The organism is Streptosporangium sp. NPDC023615, from assembly GCF_040640155.1.
Classification (GTDB): Bacteria; Actinomycetota; Actinomycetes; order Streptosporangiales; family Streptosporangiaceae; genus Streptosporangium.
In genome coordinates this window covers 97,638-115,080 of record NZ_JBFABE010000019.1, presented here as the reverse complement: position 1 = coordinate 115,080, position 17,443 = coordinate 97,638, and the positions used below count along the sequence as shown (strand labels likewise).

The window sequence follows — 17,443 nt, the reverse complement described above, 5'->3', positions numbered from 1 at the left end:
CGGCGGACGCTCCCCGGCGGCCCCCGCCCCCGCCCCCGTCTCCTCCGCCGCCGTCGCGTCACAGGGACGGGACGACGAGGGCGATCAGCACGAGGTTGAGGACGACGATGACGGTGGTGGCGCAACCGGCGGCCACCGTGGTCGCCCGCCGGTTGACCCAGGCGCCCATCACGTCGGCGCGACGGGTGAGCAGCAGCAGCGGGACGAGCGCGAACGGGATGCCGAACGAGAGCACCACCTGGCTCAGCACCAGGGCGTGCGTGGGGTCGACGCCGAACGCCAGCACCGCCAGGGCCGGGACCACCGCGATCAGCCTGCGCAGCGAGAGCGGGATGCGGCGCCGCAGGAAGCCCTGCATGACGACCTGGCCCGCGTACACGCCGACGCTGGAGGAGGCCAGCCCCGAGGCCAGCAGGGCGACGGCGAAGAGCGTCGCGGTGAGCGCCCCCGACCCCTCGGAGAACTGCTCGTAGGCCCCGTGCAGGGTCGGTTCGGCGCCGGTGCCGCGCAGCATCGACGCCGCCGAGACCAGCATCGCCATGTTGACCAGGCCGGCCACCCCCATCGCCAGGACCACGTCGATCCGCTGGGCGCGGATCAGCACCTGGCGGTGCGACTCCCGGTCGCCGGTGAACCGCTCCTGGGTGAGGGCCGAGTGCAGGTAGACCGCGTGCGGCATCACCGTGGCGCCGATGATGCCGGCCGCCAGCAGCACGCTGGCCGACCCGTCGAAGCCGGGGACCAGCCCCCTGGCCATCTCCCCGTAGGGGATCTCGGCGTTCAGCAGGTGGTAGAGGAAGGCTCCCACCACGACGGCGAGGAGCGCGGTGACGACCGCCTCGAACCTGCGCTGCCGGGCCGTGCGGATGGCCAGGACGACGAAGGAGGCGACCGCGATCAGCACGCCGCCCTGGAGCATGGGAATGCCGAAGAGCAGGTTGAGGGCGACCGCGCCACCGATGAACTCGGCGAGGTCCGTCATGATCACGACGATCTCGGCCTGGAACCACAACCCCCACACCACCGGTCTCGGGTAGTGGTCGCGGCAGAGTTCCGGCAGGTTGCGCCCGGTGGCGATGCCGAGCTTGGCCGACAGGTACTGCAGCAGCATCGCGACGACGTTCGCGCTCAGCACCACCCAGAGCAGCAGGAAGCCGAAGCGGGCGCCGCTCTCCACGTTGGTGGCGAAGTTCCCCGGATCGACGTACGCGACGGCCGCCACGAACGCGGGCCCCATCAGCCCCACCATCCGCTGCCGCATCCGCCCCAGCGGGCGGGCGGGGAGCCTGCCCGGCCGGGGGGCCTCACCAGAGATCACGGGCTCCGGGCTCGAAGCGTGTGGAACGGAATCCACGGCACCCACCTTCGGAGTTCGACGGACGAGGACGACACGGGCTCGGTCGTGGATCGGGGCCGCATCCCTCTCCCGCGTGGGATCCGGCCCCGGAACCGGCGCCACCGGGGTGGCCCATCTCTTGTTGTACTGCGCCGGGGCGCCCCCGTAACTGTATGGGCACGTTATGTAACGCTAACTTTTTGATTATCATCTGTGACGTTCCGTCACCGGACGGGCTCAACGGTCCGGAGCGGGAGGGGGTGGGCGCCGGCCGGGGCGAGGGTCGCGCGAGCGGGGCCGCGGGCGGGCGTCAGGGAGAGCCGGCCGACGCCTGGGGCCGACCGGCTTTGAGAGCGCTCTCAGATCAGGATAGATCGATCTCCGCCTCCTTGGCCAGGAGGCGGATCGGAGACGTGTGTGCCGGGAGCGGTATGCGTTGCGATAGAACGCCCGATTTTCTGTGCCCTTCCGCTTCCCGCCTGCACCTCGGCACTTTACCTATTCGTTACCAACGCGAAACATTGACTGCCGTGTCGCGGCCCGTTACTTTTCGGTCAGAGAGCGCTCTCTCAGATCGGTCCGCTCTCGGTCCACCCCCTCTCCCCGGAGGCACCCCCCAATGGATCTCACGATCCGGACCACCGGTCCGGACAGCGCGCACCCCCGCGGAGGACGGCCCGGCCTCCTCCGTACCGGCCTCGGAAGCGGCTCCGGCCGGAGGCGGCTCGCCGCCGGCGTCGTCGTCGCGATGGTCGCCGGGATGCTCGGCCTCGGCGCCGCCCGCTCCGCCGAGGCCGCCACGGTCGGCGCCGGCAGCTACGCCGACACCCTCCCGGCCGGTCGCTCACTGCCGGCCGGCTGCGGCTCCCTGTCCACCAACCCCCGCCAGTGGGTGACGTCCAACGCCCCCGGCGGAGCCGTGCCCACCAACGACTGGTGGTCGTCGCTCCTGTTCAAGAAGACCGACTGCGCGTACGGCGAGCCGCTGCACGCCCACCCGCTCTCCTACGACACCTTCGGCAACGGCCTGGGCCTGTCCTACACCACCACCCCGGCGATCAGCGGCACCGCGACCGGGGTGGGGGAGTACCACTACCCCTACACGGAGAACATCCGCGTCGGCGTGTCCGGCCTGAACTCGCCGGACGTCAAGGTCGACGGCTGGAGCGACTGGACGGTCACCCCGTACTGGAGCGGCAACGGCCGGACCATGAAGGCCACCATCGGCCACGGCCTGCCGTTCTCGTACTACCAGGTCACCGGCGGCGACGCGCAGATCACCACCGCGGGCGCCCCGTCGGTCTGGTCCAACAACGGCGCGACCATCGGGTTCACCGCGGGCGGCCGCGACTACGTCGCCTACGCCCCGACCGGCGCCACCTGGTCGGTGAGCGGCACGACGATCAGCTCCTCGCTGGCGGGCAGGGGCTTCTTCTCCGTGGCGGTGCTCCCCGCGGGCGGCGACCGCGCCGCGCTGGCGAACACCTACGGCCAGTACGCGCACGCCCACGTCACCGGCACCCGTGTCTCGTACTCCTACAACCAGGGGACGAGCAGGCTGGAGACCACGTACGCCTTCACCACCACGGCCAGGCAGGGGAGCCAGAGCGGCACGGTCATCGCGCTCTACCCGCACCAGTGGAACCACCTGACCGGCTCGACGCCGCTGGCGCAGACCTACGTCTCCGCGCGCGGCCAGATGAAGATCGTCACCGGTACGCAGTTCAGGACGTCGATGAAGTACACCGGCGTGCTGCCCGAGGTCCCGGCGGTGGCCGACAGCTCCGGCGCCGATCTCACCACGATCACCAACCAGCTCAACGCCGAGCTCGGCAACCCCATGGACATCCGCGGTGACGACACCTACTGGACCGGCAAGGGCCTGGGCCGCGCCGCCCGCATCGCGGAGATCGCCGACCAGCTCAACCTGACGTCGGTGCGCGACGCGGCGCTGAACGCCATCCGCGGACGCCTCAACGACTGGTTCACCGCCTCGCCCGGCAAGACCACCCGGGTCTTCTACTACAACCCCTCCTGGGGGACGCTGCTCGGCTACCCGGCCTCCTACGGGTCCGACCTGGAGCTCAACGACCACCACTTCCACTACGGCTACTACATCGCCGCCGCCGCCACGCTCGCCAAGTTCGACCCGAACTGGGCCAAGCCCGGCCAGTACGGCGGCATGGTGGACCTGCTGATCCGCGACGCCAACAACTACGACCGCTCCGACACCCGCTTCCCGTACCTGCGTGACTTCGACATCTACGCCGGCCACGACTGGGCGTCCGGGCACGGCGGGTTCGGGTCGGGCAACAACCAGGAGTCCTCCTCGGAGGGCATGAACTTCGCCAACGCCCTCATCCAGTGGGGTCAGGCCACCGGCAACACCGCCGTCCGCGACGCGGGCGTCTTCATCTACACCACCCAGGCCGCGGCGATCCAGGAGTACTGGTTCGACTCCCGCGACCAGAACTTCCCCGCCGCCTTCGGCCACAGCACGGTCGGCATGGTCTGGGGCAGCGGCGGCGCGTACGCCACCTGGTTCAGCGCCGAGCCGGAGATGATCCAGGGCATCAACATGCTCCCGGTCACCGGCGGCCACTTCTACATGGGCGAGAACCCCGGGTACGTGACCACCAACTACAACGAGCTGGTCCGCAACAACGGCGGGCCGCCCACCGTGTGGCAGGACATCATCTGGGAGTTCCTCGCCCTGGGCAACGGGGACGCGGCGCTGGCGAACCTGCGGGCCAACGGCGGCTACACCCCCGAGGAGGGGGAGAGCAGGGCGCACACCTTCCACTGGATCCGCAACCTGGCGGCCCTGGGCACGGTGGACACCTCCCTCACCGCCGACCACCCGCTGGCCAAGGTGTTCGGCAAGAACGGCGCCCGCACCTACGTCGCCTCCAACATCACCGCGAGCCCCCTGCGGGTGACCTTCTCCAACGGCACCGTGCTCAACGTGCCGGCCGGGAAGACGGCCACCTCGGGCGCCCACACCTGGAGCGGCGGCAACGCGACCGGCGGCGGCACGAACCCCGACCCGACCCCCACGCCCACCCCGACCCCGACGCCGACGCCGGACCCGAACCCGTTCGCGGCGACGCGCTACCTGCAGTCCGGCGGGGCGCTGCCGGGCACGGCCGGCACGGCCGGCAGCGTCACGCTGGCCGCGGCGAACGGCAACCACGACGGTAACCCGACCAACGCGCAGGTCTTCACGGCCACCGGCCTCACCGCCGCGCACAACGGCGGCTCCACCGCGTTCGACCTCTTCGTCGACGCGGGCACCACGATCGCCAACGGCACCCAGGTGCGGGTCTCCTACGACCTGACCGGCAACGGGAGCTGGGACCGGGTGGAGACCTACGGCTACTTCGCGACCGACCCGGTGACGGGCTGGGAGCACTACACCGCCGCCGCAGGGCCGCGGTCGGCCTCCGGGACGCTCGGCAACCTGTCCAACGGACGGGTGAGGGTCGAGGTCTGGAACGCCATCGGCAACGGCACCACCAGCCTCGGCGTCGGCAACCGGTCCACGGTACGGCTGCCGTTCGGCTGATCCCCGGGTGACCGGTCCCCGGCCGGTCACCCCACCACCGGCCGGCCCGCTCGGCCGGCCCGCTCAGCCGACCTGTGACGGGACGGCCGGGAGCCCGCGCTCCCGGCCGTCCCCGTCGCCGTTCCCGGCCCCGGCCCCGTTCCCGGGGACGGGGCCGGCGGCGTCGTCATCGAAGGACGGCCACGGCAGGCCGACGGGGCTGGAGGGGGGCAGCACGCCCGACTCCACGACGACCCGGGTGAACGGGCGGAGCAGCCGGGCGAGGGCGGCGGTGCGCTCGTCCCCGAAGGCCCGCCAGGGGCGGGCCGCCGCCTCGTCGGTCAGCCGCTCGATCCGCTCGCGCTCGCGCGCGCCCTCGGGCGTCAGGACGCCGGCGGCGTCGGCCCACCCGCGCTCGCGCAGGGCGGCGGCGCCCGCCTCCCACTCCTCGTCACCGAAACGCCGCGCCACCCGGAGCTGGGCCAGGTCCGTCTCGCCCGCCGCCACCTTGAGCAGGTGGGCCTCGACCGGAGAGACGTCGTGAGCGACGAGCGCGGCCACGTGCCCGTCGCCGCGGTGCTCGCGCAGCGTGGTCGCCGCCTGCCAGAGCACCAGGTGCGGCTCGTCGGGCGCGGGCAGCGCCTGGTTCGCCGCGCCGAGCACCCGGCCCGCGGTGTCGGCCAGGGCGGCGGCCTCCCAGGCCAGCTCCGCCGCCGCCCGCATCTCGTCCGATCCGAGGGCCTCGGCGCCCAGCAGGCTCCGCAGCGCGTTGCCCGCGCCGTCGAGCCGGGCGCGCAGCACGTCCCCGGGGGTCGCGAACGACCAGGCGTCGGGGAGGGCGCGGGCGACGTGGGCCGGGGGGAACCCGTGGAAGGCGGCCGTGACGACCCCGGGCCCGACCGGTCCGAGCGGCGCCGCCCTGGTCGCGAAGTACCCCATCCAGAAGCCGCGCATGCCGACCGCGTCGGCCGCGGCGCGTGCCTCGGCGGCGAAGTACGTGACGACGTGCAGGGGTTCCAGCAGCCCCCACATGACACGTGGAACGTTCGGGTCCGGTTCCGGCACGGTTCTCACATCCCGTCTCGTGGATCCTGGGGAATCCGCCTGCGCATGTTCATACGGTACTCGGCGGGATGTCCGCATGATCTCCTCGTGCGACCCCCGCCCGGTCGCGGCGCCGACCCGACCGGCGGGTGAGAGTCAGGGGCGCCGGTGAGGTTGGGTCTTCTCAACAGGTGATCGCCGGGTTATCAAGAGCTCAGGCCGGGTGGTGAATCCCGGCATCCCGCCCCCGACGCCACGAGCGCGTCCACCCCCACCGATGGAGAACTGCATGCCACGGTTACGGAAAGTGACATCTCGAATCCTCTGTGTTCTCGCGCTGCTCTCGGTGGGTCTCACCGCCGCGGCCACGAGCGCGCAGGCGTCCGTCCCCAACCGGTGGGGGTTCGCGCTGGTCAACATCACCTCCGGTGTCCCCGACCCCGCGCACCAGGCCGGTAGCTGGTCGGCCGGGTTCAACGTCAGCGTCACCCCCGGAGGCGTCGGGCAGACGTACGTGAGGTTCCCGCAGCTCGCGGTCAACGGTGGAGTGGTGCACGTCACGGCGATATCGGATACCGCCTACTGGTGCCAGGCGCAGAAGTGGGCCCCCTCGGGCGCCGACATGGTGGTGGCGGTGCAGTGCTACCGCTACGGGGGCGCCCCGGTCTTCACCCCGTACAGCATCGTGTTCGAGCAGAGCACCGGCACGCTGCCCGCGCCGCAGGCGTTCGGCTACGTGCACTACAACGGCGCCGGGATAACGAGCCAGTTCAACTCGGCCGGGGCCGTGAACACCGTCGCCGGCGGCGCGGGCGTCTGGACCGTCCAGCTCCCCGGCCTGGGCTCGTCCGGGTACGCGGGCAACCTCCAGGTCACCTCGGCCAACCCCGCCCAGCCCGCCCGGTGCAAGGTGGGCGCCTGGGCGCCGTCCGCCGGCACGCAGGCCGTCCAGGTGCGCTGCCACAACGCCACGAACGCGCCGCTCAACAGCGGGTGGAGCCTCACCTACCAGCGTGAGCGCGCCATCACCGGCGGCGCGCTCCCGCCGGGCAGGTTCGGCTACACCTTCGACAACACCCCGGCCAACCCCGGCCCGTACGCCCCTGTGCCCCCGGCGGTGAACTACAACTCCGCGTCGGCCGTCAACACCGTCCAGGGCGCCGGCCTCGGCCTGCGCCTGGTGACCTTCCCGGTCGTCGGTGCCCTGCAGGACAACGTCCAGGCCACCGCGTACGGGCCCGGCCCGGAGTACTGCAACCTGCAGAGCGTGTGGAACACCTTCGGCGGCTCGGTCTACGTCCGCAACGTCGTCTGCTACAACGCCGCGACCCGCGTCGACCGGCCGTCCATGGTCAGCTACACCTCCCGCTACTGAGACAGGGCGCGGGCAGGGCGGGTGCCGCGCCGGCCGGGAACGGGCCGGCGCGGCACCCACGTCCGGGCGGGCCGTCGCGGTGATCCGTCTCCCCTCGTGGGCGCGCCGGGCCGGTCGCGGTACCGACCCGGCGGGCGGGGGGAGAGCCGGGGACCCTCGCGAGGTTGGGCCTTCTCAAGGGGGGATCGCCGGGTTATCAAGAGCGCAGGTCGGACGGTGACCTCCGGCGTCCCGCCCGCCGGCGCGACCATCGCGTCCACCCCCTTCGGACGGAGAACGGCATGCCCCGATTACGGAAAGTGATCCTCGGAATCCTCTGTGTCCTCGCCCTGCTCTCGACGGGCCTGCCCGCCACGTCCGCGAGCGCGCAGGCGTCCGTCCCCAACCGGTGGGGGTTCGCGCTGGTCAACGCGACCTCGGGCACCCCCCCGCCGGCCTACCAGGCCGGTAGCTGGCCGGCCGGATTCACCGTCGGCGTCACTCCCGGCGGCGTCGGGCAGACGTACGTGAGGTTCCCGAAGATCGGGATCGCGGGCGGCGTGGTGCACGTCACGTCGGTCGCGCCGACCGCCTCCTGGTGCCAGGCGCAGAGGTGGGCGCCCTCCGGGGGCGACATGGTGGTGGCGGTGCAGTGCTACCGCTACGGGGGCACCCCGGCCTTCACCCCGTACAGCATCGTCTTCGCGCAGAGCACCGGCACGCTGCCCGCGCCGCAGGCGTTCGGCTACGTGCACCACACCGGCTCCTTCGTCGCGAGCCAGTTCAACTCGGCCGGGGGCACGAACGTCGTCGGCGGCGGCGGGGTGGGCGTCTGGACCGTCAGGCTGCCCGGCCTGGGGTCGGCCGGCCTCGCGGGCAACCTCCAGGTCACCGCGGTCGACGACGCCCGGCCGGCCCGGTGCAAGGTGGGCGCGTGGACGCCGTCCGCCGGCGCGCAGCTGGTCCAGGTGCGCTGCCACAACGCCACGGACGTGCCGCTCGACACCGGGTGGACCCTCACCTACCAGCGGGAGCGCGCCATCACCGGCGGCGCGCTCCCGCCGTACAAGTTCGGCTACACCTTCGACAACCTCCCCTACAACTCCGGGCCGTACGTGCCGGTGCCCGCGGCGGTGAACCACAACGGCCAGGGGAGCGTGAACGGCATCCAGGGCGCGGGCGTCGGCATGCGCCTGGTGACCTTCGGGGCGCTGGGCTCCCCGCCGGACCACATCCAGGTCACCGCGTACGGGCCGGGCCCCGAGTACTGCAACCTGCAGGGCGTGTGGGTCTCCGGCGGCTCGACGCAGGTCCGCAACGTCGCCTGCTACAGCGCCACGACCCGTATGAACCGGCCGTCCTTCGTCAGCCACGCCTCGCTCCACTGAGACCGGGTGCCGGGACGCGGCGCCGCTCTCCCCGGCCGGCGCCGCACGGCAGGTCAGCGGTGTGACCTGTCCGACGGGGCGTTCCCGAATGGACCCCGCCCGGGCGGGTAGCCGAGGACGATGACGACTTTCGGTTTCCACTCCTCACACGAGCAGATCCACCCGGCCGAGCTGCTGAAGGCGGTCACTCGGGCCGAGCAGGCGGGGTTCGACGCGGCGATGTCGTCGGACCACTTCTCCCCGTGGAGCAAGCGGCAGGGGCAGTCGGGATTCGCCTGGTCCTGGCTGGGGGCGGCGCTCCAGGCCACGGACCTGCCGTTCGGCGTGGTCAACGCCCCCGGCCAGCGCTACCACCCCGCGATCATCGCCCAGGCGATCGGCACCCTCGGGGCGATGTACCCCGGCCGCTTCTGGGCCGCGCTGGGCTCCGGCGAGGCGAGCAACGAGCACATCACCGGCGACCGCTGGCCGCGCAAGGAGCTGCGCATGCAGCGGCTGCGCGAGTGCGTGGACGTCATCCGCGCGATGCTGGAGGGGGAGGAGGTCAGCCACCAGGGCCTGGTGACCGTGGACCGCGCCCGGCTCTGGACCCGCCCCGAGGTCACCCCGAAGCTGGTCGGCGCGGCGGTGAGCCCGGAGACCGCCCGCTGGTGCGCCGAGTGGGCCGACGGCCTGATCACGGTGAACGCGCCCGTCGAGCGGCTGCGCGAGGTCGTCGGCGCCTACCGGGACGCCGGGGGCAGGGGCAAGGCGGCCCTGCAGGTCCACGTGAGCTGGGCCGAGAGCGACGACGAGGCCCTGGCCATCGCCCACGACCAGTGGCGCAGCAACGTCTTCTCCCCGCCGGTGCCCTGGGACCTGGAGACCGCCGAGCTCTTCGACGTGGTCTCCGAGAACGTCTCGCCCGCCCAGGTCGCCGAGTCCGTGAACGTCTCCTCCGACCTGGGCTGGCACGCCGCCCGGATCAAGGAGTACATCGACCTGGGGTTCGAGGAGATCTACCTGCACCACGTCGGCCAGGAGCAGAGCGCCTACATCGACGCGTTCGGCGCGAAGGTCCTTCCCCAGCTCCGCTGAGGGGAGGCGCCCGAGGGGGCCGGGGGGGCGTCCGCGGAGGACGTGCCCGTGGAGGGCTCGCCTCGTACGAGGGGGCGGGCTCGCCCCCTGGGGCGCCCGAGGCCTCGCGGGAAGCCGGTGACCCCCGGGGGCGATGTGCCCGAAGGAGCGGGCGACCCGCGCCCGGGAGGGCCGATGACCTTCGGGAACGCCGTGTGCCAGGGGGGTCCGGTGCCCTCCGGCAAGGCGATGGGATGGAGGGATTTTTCGTCATTTTTGCGACATCTGGAGGAAACAATTAAGGGGGATCAATTCCCAACGGGTGGGTGGATGTTCTACATTTGGTTGTGGGAGCGCTCCCACTTTAAGGAGGCGCAGTGTCTCTCCACCACGACTCATCCGCGGCGTCCCTCGGAACCGCCCACGAGTACACGGCCGAGTGCCTACTGCCCGCCACCCCCCTGAGCGTGCGCGACGCCCGCCGCATGGTCCGCCGCGAGCTCTCCCTCTGGGGCGCGGACGAGCTTCTCGACGACTGCCTGCTGGTCATCAGCGAGCTGGTCACCAACGCCGTCGAGCACGGCGGCGCCGCGTGCGCGCTGCGCATCCGCGGCGCCGGGGACTTCGTCCACGGCGAGCTCTTCGACCCGGGCGGGGGGACCCCCCGGGTGTGCGCCCGCGACATGGACGCCACCGGCGGCCGGGGTCTGCAGATCGTCGAGTCCCTCGCCGACGACTGGGGCGTGACCCACCTCCCCGCCGGAGGGAAGATCGTCTGGTTCGTCATCAGCCTTCCCGCCCCCACCCCGCCCCGCCCCGCCATCGCCCCCGTCTTCCAGCTCAGGTAGATCCCCGGGCCGGGGGCGAGCCGGCGACCGCCGTCCCCGACGTCCTCACCGCCCGCCGCGTCCGGACCGCCACCGCAGTCCCGACCGCCACGGGAGTCCCGGCCGCCCGCCGGGGTCCCGACCGCCACCGGGGTCTCGACCGCCCGCCGGGTCCTGAACGCCCGCCGGGGTCCTGAACGCCCGCCGCACCCGGGACCCCCGACGGGTCCGGGCCACCCGCCGGACCCGGAACACCCCGCGCCGGAGCCCCCGCTCCCCGAAGCAAGAGCCGGTGGAAGGCGTCCGCGGCCGCACCCGTAGTGTGCGGGACGGCCGCCTCCCATCGAAAGACACGGCACCCTTCATGATCACGTACGACCACACCCGCCGTGCCTGCTACACCGGGTACGTCACGCAGGCGATCGTCAACAACCTGGCCCCGCTGCTGTTCATCGTGTTCCAGACCCGCTACCAGCTCCCCCTGGAGATGCTCGGCCGGCTGGTGCTGCTCAACTTCGCCACCCAGCTCGTCACCGACATCGTGGCGGTGAGGTTCGTGGACCGTACCGGCTACCGCGTCCCGCTGGTGCTGGCCCACGTGCTCGCGGTGCTGGGGCTGGTGCTGCTCGCGCTGGCCCCGGCGCTGGCGCCCTCCCCCTACGCCGGGCTGTGCGTGGCGATCGTCGTGTACGCGGTCGGCGGCGGCCTGCTGGAGGTGCTGGTCAGTCCCGTGGTGGACGCGCTGCCCAGCCCGCAGGAGGGCAAGGCCGCGGCGATGAGCCTGCTGCACTCCTTCTACTGCTGGGGGCAGGTCGCGGTGGTGGCGGGCAGCACACTGCTGCTGGCCTGGATCGGCCAGGACGCCTGGCAGGTGCTGCCCGTCATCTGGGCGCTGGTCCCGCTAGTCAACATGGTGGCCTTCCTGAGGGTGCCGCTGCCGGCCACCGTGCCCGACGAGCACCGCACCTCGCTGCGCGCGCTCTTCTCCGCCCCCGCCTTCGCCGCGGCGATGGTGCTGATGCTCTGCGCCGGGGCGGCCGAGCTGACCATGTCGCAGTGGTCCTCGCTCTTCGCCGAGCAGGGGCTGGGCGTCTCCAAGGTCTGGGGCGACCTGGCGGGACCGTGCCTGTTCGCCGTCCTGATGGGCGTCGGCCGGATCGTCTACGGGCTGTGGGGGGAGAGGATCCCGCTGGTGCCGGCGATGGCCTCGTGCGGCGCGCTGGCGACGGTCTGTTACCTCGTCGCCTGCCTGGCCTCCGACCCGCTGGTGAGCCTGATCGGCTGCGCGGTCTGCGGCCTGGCGGTGAGCCTGCTCTGGCCGGGGACCTTCAGCCTCGCCGCCGCCCGTTTCCCCCTCGGGGGCGCGGCCATGTTCGGGGTGCTGGCCGTCTTCGGCGACGCCGGGGGCGCGGCCGGTCCCTGGATCGCGGGGGCCGCCGCGGACGCCTCCGCCTCCGCCACCGGTCTCCTGGGGGGCCTGGCCGGTCTGCTCCCGGACGACGGGGGTTCGGGACTGCGCGCCGGGCTCCTCGTCGCGACCGCCTTCCCGATCGCCGTCGTCGTCGTCACCCTCGCGTACGGGGCCGCGACCCGGCGCGCGGTGGCGATGTCCGAGGCGGGGAGACCTCTCGATGGATAGTCCTATTCGCTCGGTGTTTCCATCGGTGCCGCACCTTATCCCTTTTTGACTATCTTGCGCGGAAGGGGTGGGTGTCCGGTAATCCCGCCGTCTCCGGAGCGGCGCGAGGCGGCCGCGGCGGTCGCGGAGCGTTTCCGTCCCGACCGCGTTAATGACTCTGTGTAAATGCCCTGGTTGATCCGCGGGGACGTCGGGCGGACGGCCCGGGGGCGTGGCGCGCGGCGGCGTGCGCGGACGGTTCCCTGCCCCCGCACGCGTCCGGTATGCGCGTGATCACGGTCGTGACGTCGTGCGCCCGGTGCCGGGGCCGCCGAGGACCGGAACGGTCCGGACCGGCGCCGACTCCGCCGGTCCGTGTCCGGAACCGGGTGAGGGCTCGCGCCGGAAACCCGGGCGCGGTCGTTCCGGGACCGGGCGGCGGAGGAGGGCGGAACCGGGGCCGCGCGGCCCGGGTCCCCTCCCGCGCGCCTCGGAAAGGCCGTGCCGTCAGGTCGCGCCGGGTCCGGCCGAAGCGCGTGCGGGACCTGGAGAAGGCCCGGAGAAGGCCCGGAGAAGGCCCGGAGGAATCGCCGCGGGAATCGCCGTCGAAACGCCCGGGGCGCGCCGGGTGTTCGCGGCGCGGGTCGGTGAATGACGCGTCCGGTCGACGCGCCGGAATCGCGGGCGGCGGGATCGGGTGATGCGCCATTCTCGAAGCGTGACCTCTTATGGTCCGACGAATACGCGTGGATACCCGGCGTTTGCTATATCAAAAATAAGTGGTGAGGGGCTCTGTGGGATATCCCGTATCCTCGCCGTCCTCTTCGTCAGGAGTTGCTCTCGCGTCCCCTCGCGGGTGCGCCCGAGGATGGGAGCCCCGTCGCCCACGTCCGTCCGCGCACCGTCACCTTTTCGTCCCCGTGTCGTCCCCACGCCGCCCCCGGGCCGCCCTCCCGCGGCCCCCGTGCGGCCGGGCGCCCCCGTCCCCTCCCGGTCGCGGGTGCCCGGGGGGCCGCCCGGTCCCGCCGGTCCGCCGGGGGCGGCCGAACCGGGCCCCCACGTGCCTCGCGGCGCCCGCGAGGAGCACGTTTCCCCTGCTCGACGGCTGTCCCGGCCGTCTCGGCCCCGGGTGGCCCCCATCCGTTCCGCCTCCGCCGTGCCACTCCGTCCGGATGGGGCGGGCCCCTCCGCGGGAGCGGCCGCGGGACGTCGGCGGGGGCACGGGCGGGAGGCGGCGGGCGGACGGTGAGGGCCCCGGCGACGGCCACCGGACGATCCCCCGCCCCCGGCGGGGTCGCTATGGATTTCACATCGACGCCCCCGTGAGAACACCTGGCCGACCGGTGTGCAAATTTCCTGTTAACTGCGGTTTCGCCGTGCCCGACGCCTTATCGCCTCCTTTGATCGAAAGTCAAGGTCTTGCCGATCGCTATTGATGCTGATAGTCAGTCTGGAGAGACATCAAGCTGAATCGGCTCTCCGAAAATCGGTTCTCCGAGAAGGGCTGTGCAGATGCGCGCACTCCTGCCGTACGGGATGGCGAACTTCGAGCGACGTGGTTTCCGGACCGATCGCCCGGAGGCGCGGGCGGTTCTGGAGGAGCGGGCCAGAAGCTTCCTCGACGGCTTCAACCTCGCCCTCTCCCGCTGGGGGGACGTCCACGAGGCGCTCACCACGGTTCCCGAGGAGAACCGGGGCTTCGCCTACGAGGGCGCGGGCATGTACGCGGCCTACCGCGACCTGCCCGCCCGCGGGCGGGACACGGCGCTGCGCCGGCTGCTCGACGGGCCGGGACGGGCCTACGTCCACCTGATCCACGTCGGCGCGGGCTGGGGGCTGAGCCCGGCACGGCTGCCCGCCCCGTTCCGGCTCCCCGGGACGCCGCTGCTGCGGTGGCTGGCCCTGGACGGCGCCGGCTTCGGCGAGGTGTTCTTCGGGGGGCTGCGCGCCCTGGAGCGCCGCAGCCGCCGCGCCCCCACCGCCCCGGGGTCCGCCCGCCTGGCCGGGTGCGGCCGCGCGCTCTGGTTCGCCCAGTCCGCCGACGTCGCCGGCGTGGCCGGCGTCATCGGCCGCCAGCCGGACGCCGCCCGCGCCGACCTGTGGAGCGGGATCGGCCTGGCCTCCGCCTACGCGGGCGCCACCACCGAGAGCGACCTGGAGGCCCTGGTGGCGGCGGCGGGCCCGGCCGCGCCCGCCTACGCCCAGGGCGTCGTCTTCGGCACCACGGCCCGGTTCCGGTCCGGCGTCGTCCCCGACCACACCGTCCTGGCCTGCCGCGTCGTGCTCGGGGCCGACCCCGAGACCGCCGCCTCCTGGGCGGACACCACCGCCGCGGACCTCGAACACTCACCGGACGTCGCCGCCTACCAGGAATGGCGGACCCGGCTGCGCGGCATCACGGCCGCCAGGCACGCCGCCTGATGCCCCGATCGGAGAACGGAATGGTCCAGACCGTCCTGCGCAAGAGCGTCCCGGCCGCGGTCGCGGTCCTGCTCTGCGGCACGCTGGGTTTCCTCACCCTGCGCCCCGGCATCGCCGCCGGTGAGGCCGAACGGCTCGCCGCGCGCTACTCCTTCCAGAGCGTGGAGCTCAACTCCTCCCCCGCCGGGGCCCGCCTCGAGCGCGTCGTCGCGCCCGGCCTGCGGAACATCCGGAGCTGGATCTCGGCCGTCGGCGCGGCCGTCGCCCTGACCGACCTGCGCGGTCTCGGCCACGCCGGCGACGTCTGCCTGGTCGACCCCCGCGACGACGGCGTCACGCTCCGGCCCGCGCCCGAGTCCGGAGGCGCCTCCTACGCGCCGGTCGAGCTGCGCCCCTCGGGCGGCGTGCGCTACGACGCGACGATGGCGCCGATGGGATGCGTCCCCGCCGACCTCGACGAGGACGGCGACACCGACATCCTCGTCTACTACTGGGGCCGCTCGCCGGTGGTGTTCCTCAACACCCGGCCCGGCGTCCCGACCGCCGCGGGGTTCACCGCGACCGAGCTCGTCCAGCCCATGCAGGTGTGGAACAGCACCGCGCTCAACGTCGCCGACGTCGACGGCGACGGCCACCTCGACGTCCTGGTCGGCAACTACTTCCCCGACGGGTCCAAGGTGCTCGACCCGTCGGCCGCCGACGACAGCCGCATGCAGATGCAGCACTCGATGAGCATGGCGCGCAACGCCGGCGTCAACCGGATCCTGCTCGGCCGCCCCTCGGGCGCCCGCGACACCCTGCCGGCGTTCACCGACGCCAGCGACGCCTTCGGCGACGACGTGGCGCGCTCGTGGACCCTCGCGTTCGGCATGCAGGACCTCACCGGCGACCTGCTGCCCGAGATCTACGTGGCCAACGACTTCGGGCCGGACTTCCTGCTCGCCAACGAGTCCACCCCCGGCAAGGTCAGGCTGCGGGCGGTGCCCGGCACACGGAACCTGACCATGCCCAAGTCCAAGGTGCTCGGCCACGACTCGTTCAAGGGCATGGGGGTCGCGTTCACCTACCCGGGCGGCACCGGGCTGCCGATGATGATGGTCAGCAACATCACCGACGAGTTCGCGCTGCAGGAGAGCAACTTCGCCTTCGTGCCGACCGGCCCGCCCGGAGAGCTCGCCTTCCGCGACGACAGCGAGGACCTGGGCCTGGCCCGCAGCGGCTGGGCCTGGGACGTCAAGGCCGGTGACTTCGACAACGACGGCGTCGACGAGATGCTGCAGGCCACCGGCTTCCTCAAGGGCGAGCACGACCGCTGGCCCCAGCTCCAGGAACTCGCCATGGGCAACGACGACCTGCTCGACCTGGCCGGGGCGTGGCCGAACTTCAGGCCCGGCGACGACCTCTCCGGCCACCAGCACAACCCCTTCTGGGTCCGTACGGCCGAGGGCCGCTACGCCGACCTGGCCCCGGCGGTCGGCATCGACCAGCCCGACGTCACCCGGGGCCTGGCCCTCGGCGACGTGAACGGCGACGGGCGGCTGGACGCGGTGGTCGCCAACCAGTGGGAGAACTCGCGGGTGCTGCTGAACCGGTCCGCCGGGCCGCCCGGCATCGACCTGGAGCTCGCCCTGCCGGCCGCGGGCGGCGGCACCAGGGCCGCCGTGGGCGCGCAGGTCGAGCTGACCGGCGCCGTACGGCAGAAGACCCAGCTGTACCCGGCCAACGGGCACGCCGGCGCCTCGGCGTCGCGGGTCCACCTGGCGGCACCCGGCGGCACCGTCACCGGCACGGTGACCTGGCGGGACGCGGCGGGCCGCCACCAGGCGCCGGTCTCGCTGACGGCCGGCCGGCACACCCTCCTGCTCAGCCCCGACGGAACGGCGGTAACGCGATGACGACCACGCTTCCCCAGCCGGGGGTCGAGACCCCGCCCCCGCTCCCGGCCGCGCCCGAGCAGGCCGCCCCCAGGGTCGACGTCCGCCTCAAGGCGCTGCGGCGGTTCGCCCTGTCGATCACCGTGCTCACCGTCGTGGGCCACGCCTTCCTCGGCTTCGAGCAGGCGCCGATCACCCCGATCGTGGCCGTGCTGACCGCGTACGTGACCGAGCTGCTGATGGAGACGGTCACCGCCTGGTCACGCGGGCGCCGCCCCGGCTACGCCGGGGGCTGGAGCGCGCTGGTCACCTTCCTGCTGCCCGCGCACATCGTCGGCCTGGCCTGCGCCATGCTCCTGTACGGCAACGAGTCGGTCTGGCCGTACGCCTTCGCCGTGGCGGTCGGCATCAGCCTCAAGCACCTGATCAGGGTCAGGGTGAACGGTTCGCTGCGGCACTTCCTCAACCCGTCGAACACCGGCATCGTCGTCACCCTGCTGCTGTTCCCCTGGGTGGGCATCGCCCCGCCGTACCAGTTCACCGCGAGCGTCGGCGGCGCGCTGGACTGGCTCGTCCCGCTCGGCATCCTGATGCTCGGCACCATGCTGAACGCCAAGCTCACCGGGAAGATGCCGCTCATCGCCGGATGGGTGGGCGGCTTCATCGCCCAGGCGTTCCTGCGCTGGCTGATCCTCGGCCACTCCCTGCCCGGCGCTCTGCTCCCGCTGACCGGGGCGGTCTTCGTGCTCTACACGAACTACATGATCACCGACCCCGGGACGACACCGGTCAAGCCGCGCAACCAGATGATCTTCGGCGCGACCGTCGCGGCGGTCTACGGCGTGCTCGTCAGCGTGAACATCGCGTTCGGCCTGTTCTTCGCCCTGGTGATCACCTGCGTGCTGCGCGGGCTGGTGCTCGTCCTCGCGCGCCGCCGTACCCCGGAGGTGGCGCGGTGAGCCCGGCGTCATCGCCGGACAC

The 17,443-nt window shown here is 72.8% G+C and carries 11 protein-coding genes; 9 read left to right on the top strand and 2 right to left on the bottom strand.

The genetic code is table 11. The features are described from left to right. Positions 1–58 precede the first annotated feature (58 nt). On the bottom strand, positions 59–1,318 hold the full coding sequence (locus AB0G16_RS16650; protein ID WP_362805303.1) for an Nramp family divalent metal transporter: 1,260 nt from the start codon (positions 1,316–1,318) through the stop codon (positions 59–61). Positions 1,319–1,955: 637 nt separating this feature from the next. Here AB0G16_RS16650 and AB0G16_RS16645 point away from each other — a divergent pair. Beyond that, positions 1,956–4,901: a glycosyl hydrolase gene (locus AB0G16_RS16645; protein ID WP_362805301.1), complete on the top strand. Its 2,946-nt coding sequence runs from the start codon at positions 1,956–1,958 to the stop codon at positions 4,899–4,901. A 63-nt stretch (positions 4,902–4,964) separates the two neighbouring features. Here the strand turns inward: AB0G16_RS16645 and AB0G16_RS16640 are convergent, their stop codons facing one another. Further along, complete coding sequence (locus tag AB0G16_RS16640; protein ID WP_362805299.1) at positions 4,965–5,912, bottom strand: hypothetical protein; 948 nt, start codon at positions 5,910–5,912, stop codon at positions 4,965–4,967. Between the two features lie 319 nt (positions 5,913–6,231). On the opposite strand from AB0G16_RS16640, the gene AB0G16_RS16635 reads away from it, so the two are divergent. The 8 genes from AB0G16_RS16635 (at position 6,232) to AB0G16_RS16600 (ending at position 17,421) form a co-directional block, all read left to right on the top strand. Continuing rightward, positions 6,232–7,299 carry a hypothetical protein gene (locus tag AB0G16_RS16635; RefSeq protein WP_362805297.1) on the top strand — a complete coding sequence of 356 codons (1,068 nt, stop codon included), beginning with the start codon at positions 6,232–6,234 and terminating at the stop codon, positions 7,297–7,299. A gap of 299 nt (positions 7,300–7,598) precedes the next feature. Next, positions 7,599–8,666, top strand: coding sequence for a hypothetical protein (locus AB0G16_RS16630; protein ID WP_362805295.1), 1,068 nt, complete (start codon positions 7,599–7,601; stop codon positions 8,664–8,666). Between the two features lie 120 nt (positions 8,667–8,786). Further along, on the top strand, positions 8,787–9,743 hold the full coding sequence (locus AB0G16_RS16625) for a TIGR03885 family FMN-dependent LLM class oxidoreductase (protein ID WP_362805293.1): 957 nt from the start codon (positions 8,787–8,789) through the stop codon (positions 9,741–9,743). Between the two features lie 356 nt (positions 9,744–10,099). After that, entirely contained in the window at positions 10,100–10,570 is a 471-nt protein-coding gene (locus AB0G16_RS16620; protein WP_362805291.1) for an ATP-binding protein, read from the top strand. A gap of 343 nt (positions 10,571–10,913) precedes the next feature. Then, positions 10,914–12,188 (top strand): MFS transporter, encoded by a 1,275-nt coding sequence (locus tag AB0G16_RS16615; RefSeq protein ID WP_362805289.1) that lies wholly within the window; start codon positions 10,914–10,916, stop codon positions 12,186–12,188. A 1,491-nt stretch (positions 12,189–13,679) separates the two neighbouring features. Beyond that, positions 13,680–14,588 carry a DUF1702 family protein gene (locus tag AB0G16_RS16610; RefSeq protein ID WP_362805287.1) on the top strand — a complete coding sequence of 303 codons (909 nt, stop codon included), beginning with the start codon at positions 13,680–13,682 and terminating at the stop codon, positions 14,586–14,588. 20 nt (positions 14,589–14,608) lie between these two features. Next, entirely contained in the window at positions 14,609–16,483 is a 1,875-nt protein-coding gene (locus AB0G16_RS16605) for a VCBS repeat-containing protein (RefSeq protein WP_362805285.1), read from the top strand. Further along, a complete protein-coding gene (locus AB0G16_RS16600) occupies positions 16,480–17,421 on the top strand; it encodes an enediyne biosynthesis protein UnbU (RefSeq protein ID WP_362805283.1) in 942 nt (313 codons plus the stop codon). Before AB0G16_RS16605 ends, AB0G16_RS16600 begins: the two co-directional genes overlap by 4 nt. Positions 17,422–17,443 lie beyond the last annotated feature (22 nt).